Source organism: Njordella aestuarii (assembly GCF_056494165.1).
The window spans coordinates 3,752,413-3,769,946 of sequence record NZ_CM151397.1 but is presented as its reverse complement, the minus strand read 5'-3'; the positions used below and the strand labels follow the sequence as shown (position 1 = coordinate 3,769,946).

Below are 17,534 nucleotides of genomic sequence, written 5' to 3'. Positions count from 1 at the left end.
TATGAAGAGACGATACAAGTCCAAACAACCGAACCGTCGCGGCGCAATGATAATATTGCTTGCGATCATGATGTTCGCATTCCTCGTCACAGCCGCTTTTTCAGTAGATATCGCATACATGCAGTTGGTTAAAACCGAACTGCGATCTGCTACTGATGCCGCAGCCAAGGCTGCGGCTGAAGAACTCGCGAGGACGCAAGATAGAGACGCTGCAGTTGCAAAAGGTATCGCCGTTGCCAACAAAAATTCAGTAGCCAGCGAGCGTCTGCAGTTGGACAAATCTGACTTTACTTTCGGCTCATCGAATATGGACGCCCAAAACCGTTTCATATTCAACGAAGGAAGTACACCGTTTAACAGTATTCGAGTATCCGGGCGGCGAACATCAGATTCTTTGGGCGGTGCCGTGCCACTGTTCTTCGGAAGGATCTTTGACGTTCGCACGTTTGAGCCGAAAGAGTCCGCAACTGTAACCTTTCTCGAACGAGATATCGTGGTAGTTGTCGATCGCTCGGGTTCAATGCTTGACGATCGAAAGTTTATCGGACTCCGAGAAGCGATGACGGTATTTCTTTCAATCTTGGCAGATTCTCCGACGGAAGAACGTGTTGGGTTGGCTTCATATTCCACTTTGGCATCTTCGGATGTGCAAATGACTTCCGATCTGGGTCGGATCAGCGCCGCAATGGCCAGAATGCCTGTCGCTGGTTTGACAAATATTTCCGGAGGGATGGACGCGGGCGATTCAATCTTGGAGCGAGCCAGATCAACGGAGTTTGTCGAGCGGGCCATGATTGTGTTAACTGATGGTCTTCAGAACGTGGGACGACCGGCGACTACAGCAGCAACGCAGATTGCCGAAAAGGGAGTTCGGATTCACACCATTACGTTTGGTCGCGACGCTGATCAACGCGCAATGCGTCGAGTGGCTGAGATTGGTAGCGGGGAATTCTACCATGCCCGCGACAACGAAGAATTGAAAGAAGTCTTTCGAGAGATCGCGACGACTTTTACGACGATCATCACGCAATAGTGCCTCTCAAATCCAAATCCGACCAGTATTACGAGTCTACTATTATGCGCAACAAGCCAATGAACTCAAAAAGACTGCTATTGCCAAAGTTTTGTCGAGCGCGAGCTGGTGCAGTCACTGTAGAGTTGGCACTTACGATTGGGCTAGCGTTTTTCTTCTTCTTTACGGCGTTCGAATTTTGCCGTGTAGCCATGTTGCGTCACACGATCGAGAACGCGGTTTATGAAGGTGCACGCCAGGCAATCGTGCCTGGGGGGACTAGCGAAGATGCTGAAAATGAAGTGCAAAGGATATTGCGTATCGTTGGTATTCGGACCAGCGAAACATCGGTCACCCCCGCTGTAATCGCGCTCGATACTCCTAACGTTGAAGTCACTGTGCGAGTGCCGATTGCAGGCAACATGTTTTTGCCTCCGCTGTTTTTCAAGGACAAGACTTTGCAACGCTCCATCACGATGCAACGTGAAATTCCGTCGAACATTCGTTAGCGCTTCATTTACGCCTTCCTAGCCTTTAAAGATTCCTGGTTGGTCCGTAAGATCTATCGCTCGAACGATATTTCTGTATACAGGCACAAAGGATTCTCAATGAAGACGGCTTATTTGATCGCTGGAATTCCGGAAAAGAGCATGACGCTCTACCATCGCGTCCAGTTTTCTGCCGGCGACCCTGCAGCACTGCTGCTGCTGACTGATGCCGATGGGGCGATTACAAAGCGGATCTTTATTGTTCGAGATATCGAAGCTGATCGAGCGCGAAAGATCGCGCTTGCAGATGTTGTGTATTGCCCATCAGAGCTAGAAAAAGGAACCAGTTTTTCGGTCGATCGGGAAATTGCAACAGCGCAGGCCGTTGCGCAACTGGTACGCCGACATGCAGTGACAAGTCTAGTCATCGATCGCAGTACTCCAGTCATCTATCAACACGTCTTGCAACAAGAAGGCGTCAATACGAGCTGTGATCCTGGCTGGCAGTCGATGGCAAGGCGGCAAAAATCGGAGTTCGAACTTGATGCGCTGCGAGAGGCCCAACGCCTAACTGAACTTGTGATGAAGCAGACTTGTGAATTCATTGCGAACGCTGAGGTGAATTCGAAGGGAGTGTTGATGAGCGAGAATGAACCGCTATCAAGTGAAATAGTTCAGACGCTGATTGACCTTTGGCTTCTTAGAAACGGTTGTGTTGATTCTTCGTCTATTGTTGCGTGTGGATTGGCCGGCGCTGATTGCCATGATCGAGGTAGCGGAGTATTGCTTACGAGTCAGCCAATCATTGTCGATATTTTTCCGCGCAACAAGAGTTCTCGCTACCATGGGGACTGCACACGAACTGTTGTGCACGGAGATATTCCGCCGATCGTTGCTCAGATGCATGCAGATGTAAAGATGGCCAAGCAAGCCGCTGTTCAAGCGACTCGGGCAAAAGTAACGGGCGGCCAAGTCCACGCGGCTTGCGTTGCGCCTTTGGTCGAGCGTGGCTATGGAACCAAGCCGTTTGCCGCAACGGACGCGCTTGACAAGATAAGCATGACGCATGGCACCGGTCATGGTGTCGGGCTCGATATTCACGAATCGCCGTTGTTGGTCGATGGCGGACCAGAATTGCTGGTTGGTGACGTCATTACTATTGAACCCGGACTTTATTGTCGTACCATCGGCGGTGTCCGACTGGAAGATATGTTTGCGGTGACAGAATCGGGTTGCGAAAATTTTAATTCGCTGCACGAAGAGCTCGATTGGCGTAGCTAAACCGGCGGCATCCTAAATTGAATTTCAGCCGCGGCGGTAGTTCCCTCTGCCTTGGTATCTAGATTACAATACAACGCTCCCACCAAAATTTCATCCTACCTGAAAGCGAGTTCACCACGATGCCAGACCAACCGAAAAATGCGATCACAACGCCCACCCGCCGATCGTTTCTTCAAAAGGTAGGAGCCGGTGCGGGGACTGCTGCTGGGGTATTGGCTGCAGCAAATCGTTTGCCGATGGTGCATGCTGCTGGCGACGAAGTTATCAAAGTCGGCGTGATTGGTTGTGGAGGCCGAGGCAGCGGCGCGGCCAGCGAAGCGATGGAAGCTGATCCCTCCGTGCGCATCGTAGCGTTAGGCGACTTGTTTGAATCGGCTATCAAAAACTGCCGACGCTCTTTAATCAGAAACAAAGAATCCCAGTTTACGGTGACGGACGACCAATGCTTTACCGGGATCGATTGTTACAAGAAAGTGCTCGCGTGTGACATCGACGTTGTTCTGCTTGCCGCTCCACCGCACTATCGACCTGATCACTTCGAAGCTTCCGTAGCCGCGGGAAAACAGATCTTCTGCGAGAAACCTGTCGCAACCGACCCGGCTGGCGTGCGGCGGGTCATTGAAGCATGCAAGCAAGCCGAAGGAAAGGGGCTGAATGTAGTGAGCGGCCTGTGCTGGCGTTATCACTCCGGCATGATTGAGACCGTAAATCGGGTTATGGACAATGCGATTGGCAAGATCGTGAACACTCAAGCAAACTATCTCTCCAGTCCTGTGTGGATGAAGACTCGCAATGCCAACGAGAGCGAAATGGAGTATCAGATGCGGAACTGGTACAACTATATCTGGTTGTCCGGCGATCACTACGTAGAGCAGTTTATCCATAGCTTGGACAAGGCTATGTGGCTACGAAATGATGTGCCGCCAGTGAGAGCATATGGAATGGGGGGGCGACAACTTCGTGACGCCGAGACCCAAGGCAATATTTACGACCATTTTGCTGTAGTTTATGAGTGGGAAGATGGCTCCAGAACTTTTGCGAACACGCGTCAAATGCCAAACTGCTTTACTGATGTAGAGGACTACGTGTTCGGCTCGGAAGGTACAGCACTGCTGTGCAATAGTAAAATCACCGGTTCAAACGCTTGGGAGTTTAAAGGCGACGTGGTTCAAATGCACCAAGCCGAACAGAATGAACTTTTCAAGGCTGTGAGAGGCGAACGCGATCGGATCAATAACGGCGATTACATGTGCAAGAGTACGATGATGTCGATTCTCGGTCGAGAAGTTTGTTACACGGGCAAAGTCCTCACTTACGAGGAAGTCGCTTCAAGTCCGATGGATCTGCGACCTGCATCCTATGAACCTGGCGATGGCCCGGCGGTAATCGTGCCAACTCCGGAATCGTATCGGTTCCCTGTTGCTTAAAGAAAGATGCAGCTCGGTATGAGCGCTTGCTGAGTCGAATCCACACATTTGCGACGCTGAAGCTGCTTAAATGGCCAGCGTTTTGTGCTTGGAAGCGGAGTGGACTTGACCTGAAACAATGCTTTTTGTTATGCAGATATTGTGGTCGATTCGATCGCTCATGAATCACACCGCGCGATTTTGAAGTGCTCTACAATCGAATGACAAACGTCATTCCATCCTCATCTCGACAAAAAGCACGATGCGACTGGGAATATTTTTACCTTCATGGATAGGCGATACTTGCATGGCCTCCCCTGCCCTGCGAGCGCTGCGTCATGGGCTACCGGAATCGGAAATCATCGGGATTTCGCGTCCAGGGCCAGCCGCACTGCTGGAAGGTAGTTCGTACCTCGACCAGATCATTTCATACAAGCCACGCAGCAGTAAACCGGGCGAGAATCGGTTCGGTCTAGTGAAGAAGCTTCGCGCGGCTGAGCTCGACGCTGTCTTGCTGTTCACCAACTCCCTAAGCAGTGCCGCGATTGCGTTTCTTGCACGCATCCCTCGCCGAATTGGTTACGTTCGTGACCTTCGCGGATGGCTGCTGACTGATCGCGTCGCTCCCGCAGATGTGAGTAGTGAAGGCGTAAAGAGATCGCTAATAGAAAAGTACCTTGAGCTCACGAAGGTGCTCGGGTGTGACTCAACTGATCGACGAATGGAATTGCCCGTCGCAGAAGCGGATGTGGAGCGAGCAAAAAACATTCTTGGTATCATCGGATTCGACAACCGACGTCCGTTGATTGTGATTAACAATTCCGCTGCCGCCGCCAAATCGCGAATCTGGCCACAACAGTATGTAGTTCATCTCTGTCGGCAGCTTTCCATCGGGCTGAACTGCCAGATTCTAATTCACTGCGGTCCGAATGATCGTGACGAAGCGAATGCAATCTCGCAACAAGTCAACAATCCGCTCGTGCAATCCATGGGAGAATGGCACGATGTGCCGCTCAGTATTTCAAAGGCGGTGATTTCCCTTGCGACTATCGTCGTCAGCAGTGACTCGGGCCCGCGGCATATAGCGGCTGCCTTAAATCGACCGATTATCGGGCTATACGGTCCTACTGATTCTCAGTCCAATCGGACTTTTAACATGGAGGAAGTTATCTTGGAAAGCTTCCTTGAATGCAGACCTTGTAACAAGACGGAATGTCCTCTTAAGCATCATCGCTGTATGCGGAATATCGAAGTCGATACCGTTAGGTCGGCGATCGAAAATATTCTGCTTGAGAAAGCGCGACTTCGACTCGCGTCCTAGCGTTGTTAGGGGAGCCAGCGTTGCTGGCCTCCACTCCGCATTGAACTCTCTTGCCAACTCATGGCAAGGAGCATGATCTTGATTACGGCAGAGTAGTAGGGCTGGGCTTACGGATTGATCACTTCAAGTCGCTGGCCATAGCTGCTTTCGATTGGGCTGCCCATTGAAGTCCCGTTGTAGACTTCACCTTCGTAAGCAGGCGAGCCCATCATTTCGTAGCCGGAATAGTCGGGATAGCTGAGCGAAGTTGGTCCGCATGACTCGCATGGTGGAGCAATGGCAGTTTGCGGAAGGTAGCCTGGCTGAGGCGGTAGTGCCACTGGTGCCGATCGGAAGCAGCTTCCTGCATTGCAAGGTGCACCCACATTATCTCGCCCGTGCAAGCGGTCATACGCACTGCGGAAGAACCCTGGGCGACCGTCAGATCGACCCGTAATGCAGCCAGTGCTAGGGATAATTGCCAAGCTCAATACGATCAATATATGACGTTTCATTGTGTCTCTCTCAGAAAACTTTGCCGTTTTTCTAGTATTTCAAGCAACTTTGTTGAAGCCGAACAACTCTACGACACAGAAAACGTTGAGCAAACGAAACATGTCGATTATTTTCAACAATCCTCAAAGTTTGACTGAAGATTTGTTGTCTAAGTGCTACATTTGCACGTCGAGATTATTAGCGAGCTCGCATAGAAATCCGTTGCGGCGTTGTCTGAAACGGATTGGTAGGGATGTGCTGGGGCCGTCAGAATGTTCGCAAAGTTTACTTCGTCGCGTACGATAATTGTAAAAACAAAGTGATTAAGGATCGCAAATTGCTGTGTGATTTCTATAAGCCGCGTTTGCGATTCAAAGTCTGATGAACGTGAGTTGAATCCTCAATACGCTCGATTCTTCCATCAAAACAAATTACCACGTTAAAGCAGATGATTTTAGAACTTAAAGCTCCGTGTTACGCTCCGCTTTTGGCTTCACTGACGCTTTTGATTGCTGTTGTGATGCCGAAATCCTATGGGCAAGAAATCATTTTGCCGGTGGAATCGCTAGAGAGTTCTGGCACTGTATCGGGGTCGGTCACAATCGGATCGGATGCGCCAGCAGTCAACGGCCCCGCCATAGTAGGTGGCGGGTATCAGAACCAATACGCTGTCCAAGAGCATGTGCTTAGTGCGCCGGTGCCGATGGAAGGTCGCACTTATTCTGCGTCGGGAGTCGGTGTCAGCGGTGATGTATGGGAGCTTTCAACGCGTGGGGCCCCTTGCTGCGTCAACACTACATATATGAAGACTCCGCCGTTTCAAGTCTATCGTATCGAGAACCGACGTTGGCAAACACGAACTTTTAATGATTTCTTAGCATCAACGTCGGCGAACATGTCTCTGATGCAACAATCGGATGGGACGTTTGTCGCACAAACGCCGCTTACGATCATCTATGTGCATGGTAACTGGATGACCGAGGAAAATGCACGCGAGCGAGTTCAGACTGTAAACTGCGCGATAGCTCGTCATGCGACTCGTCCCTATCGAATTGTAATGTTGTCTTGGCCAAGCCAACGTGACCGAGGTTTTGTTTCGGATATTCGAGAGAATGCAGAGTGTGCTGACGTTCAGGCTCATTATGTGAATTACGTCTTACAGCAACTTGGCACGACGACGGACATTAGCCTACTTGGTTTTTCTTTTGGCGCTCGCACTGTGATGGGTGCGCTTCACTTAGCGGGCGGGGGAACGATCAACGGCTATTCTAGTCACTGTGGAACAAACTGCGTCAACGGAGCAGGACCGCGTTTCCGAGTATCGCTCGTTGCCCCTGCAGTAGATCGCGCTTGGATTGCACCGGGGGGGCGATTTGAACGGGCGTCCTATTCAGTGGATTGGCTGGTGAACCTTTACAATTCAAGGGACCCAGTATTGCGCAGATTCCGTTTCCTCAATAATCTTTCGAATCCGATAGCTGCTGGCTTCCGTGGTTTTGGAGTAATCTCAGATCCGCGAGCGACAACGCCGCTGGCGACAAATGAACTGATAGAGCAGTATGATTGCGGGCCTGTCGTCGGGACATCGCATGATGAAAAGAACTACTATTCGAATTGTCCTTACTTTCAGAAGGCAATAAAGAATCTGTTGTGGGAGCCTGTACATTAAGTTGTGCAAGAGTTTAGCTCGACCCGCCAAGTTGACATTTTGCCATGGGTTGAATGTCGTCGGAGGATTAGGTCGCCGTCTGGCTTCCGCGCATGCGGGCATTACAAGAATTCATCTCCGTTAGGCGACGGGAAGCCTTGGTGTTATCGGCGGCGATTTCTGGCGATGGGGTAGAATTTGTTGCTTGCTTTGGCGTTGCGAAATGGTTCGAACGCTTAAAGTTGAGTAGTGAGCGAGTGTGAAGGTTGGGGAGTGTCGAGTTCGGCTGGGTCTTGGTTGGAAAAAATGTCGGAACGGTCCATTCGTAGCGGTGTACGGCTTGACGAAGTGTCCATTTGAAGGCAAACTTTGCACATTGCTGGCGGAAACCGTCGGACAAAATTGAGAGGGCGGTTAGCTCAGTTGGTTAGAGCACCACGTTGACATCGTGGGGGTCGTTGGTTCGAGTCCAATATCGCCCATTTTATTCGCGTTTTTGTTGAGAAAAGCGCAAGAAGTCGGTAGTACGGGCCGTGGAAATGGTCGTACTTCTGTATTTTTCCAGCCATTCTGGCGAATTGCTTACAGTTGTTGTTGTCACTCCAATGTGACTGCTGAATCTCTCCCCCGATTGGAAAAATGTCGATCGTTCAGGTCCTGTTTGGACAACTAGGTTAGTTTGCGAGAACTACTGTTAGTCCATCGTAGGATGAGCACTCCCCCGGTTGCGAAGAGCAAGTAATAGACGAGCAAGAGCAACTGTCCAACTTGATAGTGCTCCAGCCGTCAAAATCAAAAGACGGACGTCAAGTTATCCTCACCGCATATTTGGCTCGCGTCATTCAAGCAGCGTATGCTCAACTCTATGTGCTTTCAACAATCAACCCACGATAGATTGCGCCGGCTAGACGGTGTCGAGCCGCATCCTGATATGCAGGGCTGTCGTACCACTGACGCGCAGCGTCGGCACTCGGGAACTCGGCAATCACGACGCCCTCAACGGCTGGGCCCTCTAACGTCACATGAGGACCATAGGCCGATAGCACCTTGATCGGGACTCCTTCGAGCGTGGAAGCAACTTTGGCCCAATATGCTTCGAGCTCAGTGCGATCAAGTGTCTGTTCGCGAATGAATATCATGTAAGCTGGCATCTGATTCTCCTAATCGTAAATTGGCTCAAACGTTTAAATGGATTGTCTAAAGGCCGCCAGTCGCGTGAATGATCTCTCCAGTTAACCAACCGGAATCTTCTGAGGCTAGAAAGACAACGACTCTCGCGATATCCTGCGGCATGCCAATGCGCCCCAGAGGCGTCATACTGACAAGTTTCTTCTCGATATCGCTCCCCACGCCGTACAATCCCGCCTCCTTTGTACCTTCGCTGAGCGTGGCACCTGGATTGACGGAGTTGACCCGAATACCCCGCGGAGCGAGTTCCTTGGCCAGTACTCCAGTGATCGCATCAAGGCCGCTCTTGCTGGCCGCGTATATTGAGAATTCAGGTGGCAACGATCGAGATGCAGCGGAGCCGATGTTGATAATGCTGCCACCCCGAGAACTATAGTGCTTGAGGGAGCCTTGAATCGTCAGCAATGGGCCCAGCAAGTTTACATTCATTTCTCGTTGGAATTCCGCCTCCGTGATCTCCGCAATGGGCATGGCTTGATACACGCCTGCATTATTGACCAGGATGTCGAGCGCCCCGAATACACTTGCCACTTGGTCAAACATGCGTGCCACATCTTTAGCTTTTGAGACGTCCGCCTGAATCGCGATCGCTTGGCCACCACGGTCTGTGATCGAACGAGCAATTGCTTCTGCTCCGCTTTTGTCTGACGCGTAGTTCACCACTACAGAAGCCCCGGCGGCGGCGAGTTCTAGAGCGATACCCGCCCCAATCCCTTTGGATGCACCTGTAACAAGTGCTGTTTTTGATTGCAGTTTTAACATGGTTTGTCCTCCTACCACTTTTGACACCGTCTTTGGCGGAGTGTGACAGAAGCCATGCAATTTTTTTAGTTTAGGTGTAAAGTCTCACGGATGTCATGACGTTCTAGCATCTTCCGCAGCCAAAGAATCTGATTTTTGGGATCGAGGAATGGGTGTTCGCGGAAAAGTGCCGCGTATTGCCGGTCCAAGACATCGTCGATCTGAGAATACGTGTCGGACACTACACTTCGTACATTGCCAACACGTAGAGAGGAGAATTTTAGATTGTGAGGGTCAACATGGCCGGCATCAATAAAACCTTTTGTCTTCTTGGGGCAGCGACAGGGGTTGTCTGCGTTGATAAGGCCGCATTGGTTATTCATAAATTGATACAGATCACGACGTGATCGAGCAAGCAATTGCCGAAAGTTGTCTGGCGAAATCTCGAGGATCTCGCTCCCCACTGTGTCGCTGACACCGAAAATTTCTGCCAACACAAAAACAAGTCGCTGTTTTCGGTCGAGGCACAATAGCATACCCATCGTGCAAGATATTTTGGCTTCTTCAACCAGAAGCGGCACTTCAGCCGGCACCGTCTTAGGGTCGGGAAGATCGAGATCAGGAGTCCCATTGATAGCGTCAGCATAGCTGGGGAAAGTTTGACTTTCCTTTTCACCGCCTCGACGCTTCATGTTCAGTACATGATTAGTTGTGATCCGATAAAGCCAAGTGCGAAATTTGCTTTCACCATTAAAAGTGCTGAGCCGAGTGATGGCCTTGATCAAAACTTCCTGCGTGACTTCTTCAGCGTCATGAGGAAGGAAAACCATACGCAGGGCGATGTTATAAATCCAAGCTTGATGACGTAGTATCAGTTTCTCTATTGCCGTCTGGCTTCCATTTTTCGACTGTTCGATCAACTCGCAATCGGTGGATTCATCGACAAATTCGGCGAATGGATTGTGCATATTGCTGTGTTCCTATCGGGATAACTGTTCTTGATCAGCGAACGACCGCATGCATCTTGGACACCGAATATTGTGTACTGTGACAGTGGCTCCACAAAATAGCATAACAATAGACAAAATGCCTTGGCATCTTCGCGATCTTCAAAAAAGGCTCGCGTACCGGCGAGAACGACACGCGAGCTTCGGCTTTTTTCCTTGCGGAATGCTATTCGCCTATGATTGGTAGCGATAGTTTTGTATTGAAAGCTTGAAACGCTAATTGCGATAAGCTGTGCCAATGCGCCGGCTTGTTTGACCTAACAAATGAATTAACGTTTTAAGCTCTTGCTCATGTTCATCTTCGGCAGGGTGTGTGTGATCGTGGTCATGATGATGGTCGTCATGATGTTTCCCGCCATCTTCTAGTTGATGTTCAAGCTCGTGTTCTAGTAGTTCTAACTGCTTGCGTAGCAGATGTGTTTGCATCTGCTGATATGGACGAAGTTTAAAACGACGCAAGAAAGTACCGACTTCCAGCTTCCTAGACCACTCTTCCCAAATCGGAATCCAGTGCAACGCAGCTTCTGCCTCACCTGTCAGGGCAGCGCCGAGCACTTCTCCTTTCGCCATCTGCATCTCTTCTAGGACTTCCTCAGGTCCAGGATAGTAGGCAAAGCAACCGACGACACTTAGTACAACAATTCCTAATAAGCAAGTCAGACCAACGATGCGGGCAGAAACGACACGACCAAGCCCGCGGTTTTGCGCTCGCTTACTCGATAAAGCAAACAGTGTTTCCTCGGTCCACTTCTCAGAGAACGCAGCTCGGAGAACGACTCCTACCACCAACAATACGCCTAAAAACTGTAAGCTGAATCTTGTGGCGACCGAATTTGCATCAGCGATCAAGGCAAGCAAAAGATCGGAAGATACGATCTGGCCGACATGCAGTGGATTGGTGTACACGTCGAAAGCATGCGTATGACCAGCCGGTACTACACCTTTCGGAATCAATGGTCGATCAATCGCATACGCACTCGCAAGAACCACTGTAAACAACGTTACCAGCCAGAGCGACGTGCCCTTCACACCGTAGTTTCTAGCAAACCAAACGATCGTCGCTAGATTCATCCCCGCACCAAGAATCAACAAACAAAAGGCTGCTCCAGGAGAATTGCCATGCGCAAACATCATGCCCAGTTGGCTCATAATCAGCATAGGAGTCGAATACACCGGAACGGCGACCGCGGCCATGAGTAACGGTGCTCTTGGGTCAAGTTGTTCAACGGACGTTTGAAGTGCTCCATGCGGCAGCCAACTTCCCAAGATCCATAAACCGAGCGAAGCGACAATCACTAAAACGCCCGTAGCTCCAAACAATTCTCGTGACATCATGAAAAAGCAGGCTGCGAGCCGCGACATGCCGCTCATTTTGAGCGATCGCTCCGTGTCGATTTGATCTGCGTCAGCGTTGCGCGTCTTATCGGCGAAGCGGTCCCAGATCAGCCCCAGCACTGTTACCACAACGAGCGAGCCGGCGATGAATCCGAGGATGACTGAAGATCGCGACAATGTCAGTCCATACAATAACGATAGTGGATTGAATAGCGGGGCCGACAGTGCAAACGCAGTCATCGCTCCGGCGCGAATCTTGGCTCGGTGCATTTCTCGCAAAACTGGCAGCACGCCTATCGAGCAGACGGGCAGGAGCATTCCAACTAACCAAGATTGTGGAAGCGAACGAATAGAATCGCCACCGAAAAGTCGACGCATACCTTCAGCCTGAAGGTAATACCGAAATACTGCGGCAATGAAGAGGCCTACCAACAAAGTTGGAGCCGACAGTATGATTGCCTGTACCGCGCGAACGAACCCGCCAAAGATAATTATGTCCACAAACGAAAGCCTCTACGGTCAGAAAATGGGAGCATCGACGATTTACTACTGCTGTGAAGATTGGAGTTTCATCTGCGCCGAACGTAGACTATCTGCCAACCGCTCTAAGAGGTCAGCAAGCTCTTTGGATTTAGCGCTAGGTTGCTCCAAAGCGCTTTCAGTAGCAGCACACAACTGGTTGATCGAATCCCATTCTTGTTCCGCCAAGTCTTGTTCAGCAGCGGCTTCGGGGAGGTAGCCAATAAACTCCTTGAAATCAGCCATCGAATCATTCGTCTGTTGTGAGGACGTTATCGATGCAAGCATGGCATCAACACGGTCTGCAGATTCTAACAAGCTGCCAGGCCAATTCTTCGGCAATGCATGATCGTGTTCATAGAGCGAAGCTTTCTCCGAACCGCAACCGACCAAAAAGCAAAGTAGAGCCAATATTGAAGCTACGTGTAGTTTCATGTGTTATCTTTATCGATAATCGGGAACAGTAACGGTATTGAGGATTTCCTCCAGCACTTGGGTGACCTTACGTTGCCGCGTCACTAACCGAACACTTGTAACCGGTGACGCAACTTCTTGGATATCACTGGTCGTGACGAAGTCGCGGCCATGCAGCACGGCCCAACTGCGTGCGACCTGCTGCCAAATCAACATACCGCGTGGGCTGATGCCGAGCTCAACTGATGAATGCGCCCGAGTCGCTTCACACAGTTCCACAAGGTATTTCTGAATCTTAACGTCGACATATATTTCTGAAACAGTCTGCTGCAAACGTTCTAGCATTTGCATAGTCAACATTGACGGGGCGTGAGATTGGGACGTCAAATGTTTCTGAGAAGATGCCAAGATCGCCATCTGGGCTTCGACATTCGGATAGCCGATTTCCAGTTTCATCGCAAAACGATCTAGCTGAGCTTCAGGTAGCGGATAAGCTCCATGGCTGTCGATTGGATTTTGCGTCGCTATTACAAAGAAGGTGGACGCTAGAGGGCGTGTGTTGCCATCAATCGTGACTTGCCGCTCCGCCATCGCTTCGAACAATGCACTTTGTGTCCGCGGTGTCGTGCGGTTAAGTTCGTCTGCCAGCAGAATTTCCGCAAAGACGGGCCCCGAATGGAATTCGAATTCACGAGTCTTTTGGTTGAAGAGATTGAAACCGGTGATATCGGTTGGCAATAAGTCGGGCGTACACTGCACACGTGCGAATTTCGCCCCGAACGAATTTGCGATTGCCTTGGCCAGAGTCGTTTTTCCGAGTCCAGGAAGATCGTCCAACAGGAGATGTCCGCGAGCCAACAGGCAGGCAAGCACCAGTTCAATCTTATCTTGTTTACCGAGCACTACGTTGTTCAAGCGATCACGTAGATGAGACAACATTCCCGGTGTGTCGAGCTCAAGTTCTTGTTCTAAAATCATTGGAGGTTCATTCTTAAGTTTGCATGGAACGCTGAATCTTGTTCACTGTGAGCTCGTGCCATAATCGCTTGAGCGCATGTCGGCCTTGAACGGTCATCTGCTTTCGTTTTCCAAAAAAGACCGAATCAGCGTCTTTGAAGAACACACCGATTGCCTCTTGGATGGCAAGTGTATACTCACGTTTTTGTAGCAGCCAAGATTTGTGCGCCGCACCAGCTGGCCGTCGCGCGCCCGCTAACTTCAATCGCATGTCAAGGATCCGAATAAACCAAGCGATTCGTGATGCATCGTTGAGTGCGCTCAGTGGCCACCAAATTAGACGGCAAAAGACTTCAAAAAGGATTCGACGCGTGGCATACAAGCCGAGTGTAATGCTAGACAAAGCCACGACTGTTGCCAATATTTGCGCCCAAGCTTGTTTGATCCTGTACCATAACCCGGCTCGGTAGTAGGGGATGGGATAGGTAGGCGTGGGTTCGATCGGAATCCATTGGCCGTTTCCCACATGAACTTCCGCCCACGCATGCAGGTCTTCTTTGAGTATCGCACATTCGGAAGTGCTAGCGCCTAGGAATCGAGGTCTGACGAAAAAGCCAGTAGCGAATCGAGTTTCATAACCAAGCTCCCTTAGTAGTAATGCCGCCGCGGTAGCAAAGTGAATGTCCGCTCCAGACTTACGCTCCAAAAAATATTCGATCGGTAGCCGATCGTCTTCACGCGATTCGAGTGTTTCGCTAACCTTAAAATCTGATCGCAGATGATTTACTACCGCTTGTACCTGAGCCCAGCCGAAATTTGAATCGGCAGCGAACTTTTGCGACAACTCGGTCAACTGTTCTTTCCATGCACACGCGCCGGTGGATTTGTCAACAAAACGAGCTGCCTGCGACTTCAGACTGGCGTCGATTCCGGCCAAGTCGCGTTGCTGGTTAACGAAGCGAACGACAGTGTAGTCTGGCACGTGCTCACGATCGGTCATCTCCAGAATACCGCAGGGCCGCAACGCAAAGAAATCCGCGCGATCGACTTGGTCGATACTCCACAAACTCATGCTACTGTCAGTCGGAATATACGGTGTTCGATAATTCGCAAACTTAAGCGCTTCGGATTGCGGATTTACGAACGCAGGTTGTGTATCCTGCCTTGAATTCCCTTCGACCTGAAACCAAGTCTGCTCGCCTAAGACAACAGGTTCGAAATTGTCGTCCGCAATTTCCAACGGATCATCAGTGGTATTGCGGTCGTGCCATTCCACGCCGTCAAAGTCTTCATAGCGAGCGGCCGCTAGAAGAATGTTGGACCGCCCTGTCCAGAACATGAGAGCATTGGATTGCAAGTCATTCAGTTTTGGCAGTACCTTCGATTCTGTGCGGTCAGTTGAAAAACTGCTGCCAGCCCGCTTGCCTTCGGAAAGCTGCGACTCCTGCTCTTTTACTTGGTCCAAAGCCAAAGCCTGAGTGCTCTCGGTTCTCTTCTTTTTTCGCGGCTCCCCGAACTGCTCATTGAAAAGATCGTATAAGCTCGGCTCGGGTGAATCGACAAAGATGTCGGTGTCTACATTACCGAAAGAGTTAGCGTGACTGCGGGCTGCCACTAACGCTTCGCCATCGCCTACGCCTTTTCTTGCTGTTCGATCGCTATAAGTCGAACCTCCGCTCGTCCACATCAGTTCCCAATTCAACCTCGCGATAGCGGGAGCATACATCGCGGCAATAAAGGCAGCGCAACCGAAGACTGTACTTCCCAATAGCAACGAATTGAGTCGCAGTAGTCGCGGCCGGCGGACGTTCATGACAGCCGTCGTTTCAATTTGCTCCCAATGGTTGGCTACCATCCAATGCAAACATGCCCAGCCCCAAACAGCAGCCGGTACGAGCGACTCCCAGTGGTCAGAAATGCAAGTTACAAACAGGGTAAGAAAGCCACTTCCAATGACAGTCAAATCAATCGCTCTTGCCCGTTTCGTTGTCATGCTGAACAACAGACAGGCCCAAGCCATTGCCGTGATAACGACAATTTCATTTCCGTTTCCATAGCCAAGCGACTCGGAAAGCGCGTTGAAACTCCAAATACCTCCCACCGCAATCGCAAAAGCAGCGTAAAGATAGATGCTTCGATTTTCGTTGGTTGGAGACACACGGGACAGCAAGACTGCCAATAATAACAACACCGACGACTCGACGATCGTCAACCAAACCAAGTCATACGCTGAACGAAGCAAGTAGACAGCGATCAGTCCGCAGACCGCTAAGAAGACCGCTCCCTTGCGTCGACGGTCTGGCATGGTAAGCGCAGGTTTGTTATGGCGAACTCGGGGTACTGTCGGGACTTTAGGCTGCTGAGTGAGCATGGCCAACTCCTTCCAGAAACTCTTCGAGCTGACATGCAACATCGGTGCGGAGATCGATAACGGACCAGTGTCCAGACTGCAAATCGTTCTGTTCCGTCTCGCCGTGCTTATATTTAACAAGTACTTGCGACGCCGGTAGCGGTTGGCCAAAAGTATCCCATGAAAGAACGGCTAGTTCGCAATTGCTGGCTGGCAAGTTTCCGATGGCCGTCGAAGGTTGTACTCCATTATGCGATTGGCCTGCTAGAGCTCTTGCATCAAGCGGAATATCGGTCAACAGTTCCATCGCTTTCTTCAGCGTCATTGCAGTGGCAATGATACGAGGATGGCCGACCACGCCAGAATCGACAAGCAGCCTGAATGAAATATGTTCGGTCGACAAAATTTTTGCTAAGGTTGCTGTAATGCGTACTCGCCACGCCAAGTTATCGCGAGCTTCCAATGCGGTACCATAACAGCGGTCTAACGACATTCGTAGTGCAACCGTTTGTTCCGTAGGCTGGCTTCGTTCACAGACGACCAAGTCACCAGTTCTAGCGGTTTGAGCCCAGTGAACCGATTTAAGTGAATCGCCACGTCGATACGGTCGTATCCCGAGATACTCGCTGCTGCCACCAGCTTTGTGGCCAATTCCCATGCTCGTCAGTCGTCGGCCAGAATATTCTACGCCACACTTGTTTGCGAGAATGCGTGGTCGCACCACTAGACTGTCTGAAGTCGCTACCACTCTTCGCGAGGTCCAGATGCCAAATGGGAATCCGCATGTTACGTAAACGACTTCTGCGGGATACCTACCGCGGTATTCCGGACAGATCGGCAAATGGTAATCAGCTAGGCTGAGCGATGGGACACATGCAAGCCCCGTGTCCTCCGTAGCAAGCGTGTGTTCCTCCGACTGCGAACTGCCGAATGCAACTGGTGGTAAAGGTTTGGAAAGATAGCCGTCGACCAGCAACCCCCAAAGCGGGAACGGCAATCGATTTCGAACAGATAGCACGATCGTCGCGTCATCGTCTTCACTGATTTCCGCAACGCTAGGCGTCATCCAAAAGCTGGATGTATGAATCGCGAGCCAAGGGTACAGCAAACCAAGCACTAATACGCCGGATAAGCCGCCCGCGATGATCCAAGCACGTGATGTGAAATAGAGGCCGGCTAAGACGCAAACGGCAATCGCGATCAAGAACCATCCGACCGGCTGCTTGATCCAATAGACGTAACGATTTGCGCTAGGAACAAAATCGTAGTTTAACGCACGCGTGCAGAACGCAAGAATACGCTTGAGAGTATCAAAGGGGTTGGACATAACAAATTGCTTGCTTGAACTGCTAGAACACGCTGCACCGTTCGACCAAAGCAGAACCGCAACGTA

15 protein-coding genes and 1 tRNA gene are annotated in these 17,534 nt (G+C 50.7%); 7 read left to right on the top strand and 9 right to left on the bottom strand.

Annotated elements, in window-relative coordinates; all coding sequences use genetic code 11:
• The first annotated feature begins 1 nt into the window (after position 1).
• From SH451x_RS15105 to waaF, 5 genes are all read left to right on the top strand, one after another.
• Positions 2-1,033 (top strand): vWA domain-containing protein, encoded by a 1,032-nt coding sequence (locus tag SH451x_RS15105; protein ID WP_479357818.1) that lies wholly within the window; start codon positions 2-4, stop codon positions 1,031-1,033.
• A gap of 44 nt (positions 1,034-1,077) precedes the next feature.
• Positions 1,078-1,521: a TadE/TadG family type IV pilus assembly protein gene (locus SH451x_RS15100; protein ID WP_479357817.1), complete on the top strand. Its 444-nt coding sequence runs from the start codon at positions 1,078-1,080 to the stop codon at positions 1,519-1,521.
• A 99-nt stretch (positions 1,522-1,620) separates the two neighbouring features.
• Positions 1,621-2,781, top strand: a complete 1,161-nt coding sequence (locus SH451x_RS15095) for a M24 family metallopeptidase (protein ID WP_479357816.1) — start codon at positions 1,621-1,623, stop codon at positions 2,779-2,781.
• Positions 2,782-2,900: 119 nt separating this feature from the next.
• Positions 2,901-4,208 (top strand): Gfo/Idh/MocA family protein, encoded by a 1,308-nt coding sequence (locus SH451x_RS15090; protein ID WP_479357815.1) that lies wholly within the window; start codon positions 2,901-2,903, stop codon positions 4,206-4,208.
• Between the two features lie 241 nt (positions 4,209-4,449).
• Positions 4,450-5,508 (top strand): lipopolysaccharide heptosyltransferase II, encoded by a 1,059-nt coding sequence (waaF, locus tag SH451x_RS15085; protein ID WP_479357814.1) that lies wholly within the window; start codon positions 4,450-4,452, stop codon positions 5,506-5,508.
• 107 nt (positions 5,509-5,615) lie between these two features.
• On the opposite strand, the gene SH451x_RS15080 is transcribed toward waaF, so the two are convergent.
• Positions 5,616-6,002, bottom strand: coding sequence for a hypothetical protein (locus tag SH451x_RS15080; RefSeq protein WP_479357813.1), 387 nt, complete (start codon positions 6,000-6,002; stop codon positions 5,616-5,618).
• Positions 6,003-6,430: 428 nt separating this feature from the next.
• Here SH451x_RS15080 and SH451x_RS15075 point away from each other — a divergent pair, with 428 nt between their 5' ends.
• Positions 6,431-7,651, top strand: a complete 1,221-nt coding sequence (locus tag SH451x_RS15075) for an alpha/beta fold hydrolase (RefSeq protein WP_479357812.1) — start codon at positions 6,431-6,433, stop codon at positions 7,649-7,651.
• 387 nt (positions 7,652-8,038) lie between these two features.
• A tRNA-Val gene (locus tag SH451x_RS15070) sits at positions 8,039-8,112 on the top strand.
• Positions 8,113-8,493: 381 nt separating this feature from the next.
• On the opposite strand, the gene SH451x_RS15065 is transcribed toward SH451x_RS15070, so the two are convergent.
• From SH451x_RS15065 to SH451x_RS15030, 8 genes are all read right to left on the bottom strand, one after another.
• Positions 8,494-8,781: a DUF1330 domain-containing protein gene (locus SH451x_RS15065; protein WP_479357811.1), complete on the bottom strand. Its 288-nt coding sequence runs from the start codon at positions 8,779-8,781 to the stop codon at positions 8,494-8,496.
• A gap of 46 nt (positions 8,782-8,827) precedes the next feature.
• A complete protein-coding gene (locus SH451x_RS15060; protein WP_479357810.1) occupies positions 8,828-9,580 on the bottom strand; it encodes an SDR family NAD(P)-dependent oxidoreductase in 753 nt (250 codons plus the stop codon).
• 65 nt (positions 9,581-9,645) lie between these two features.
• Positions 9,646-10,527: an RNA polymerase sigma factor gene (locus SH451x_RS15055; protein WP_479357809.1), complete on the bottom strand. Its 882-nt coding sequence runs from the start codon at positions 10,525-10,527 to the stop codon at positions 9,646-9,648.
• A gap of 255 nt (positions 10,528-10,782) precedes the next feature.
• Positions 10,783-12,402 carry a permease gene (locus SH451x_RS15050; RefSeq protein WP_479357808.1) on the bottom strand — a complete coding sequence of 540 codons (1,620 nt, stop codon included), beginning with the start codon at positions 12,400-12,402 and terminating at the stop codon, positions 10,783-10,785.
• A gap of 45 nt (positions 12,403-12,447) precedes the next feature.
• Entirely contained in the window at positions 12,448-12,855 is a 408-nt protein-coding gene (locus SH451x_RS15045; protein ID WP_479357807.1) for a hypothetical protein, read from the bottom strand.
• A 9-nt stretch (positions 12,856-12,864) separates the two neighbouring features.
• Positions 12,865-13,812, bottom strand: coding sequence for an AAA family ATPase (locus SH451x_RS15040; RefSeq protein ID WP_479357806.1), 948 nt, complete (start codon positions 13,810-13,812; stop codon positions 12,865-12,867).
• Between the two features lie 13 nt (positions 13,813-13,825).
• A complete protein-coding gene (locus SH451x_RS15035; protein WP_479357805.1) occupies positions 13,826-16,162 on the bottom strand; it encodes a transglutaminase-like domain-containing protein in 2,337 nt (778 codons plus the stop codon).
• Positions 16,143-17,468 carry a DUF58 domain-containing protein gene (locus SH451x_RS15030; RefSeq protein ID WP_479357804.1) on the bottom strand — a complete coding sequence of 442 codons (1,326 nt, stop codon included), beginning with the start codon at positions 17,466-17,468 and terminating at the stop codon, positions 16,143-16,145. The genes SH451x_RS15035 and SH451x_RS15030 overlap by 20 nt, the downstream gene beginning before the upstream one ends.
• Positions 17,469-17,534: the final 66 nt, after the last annotated feature.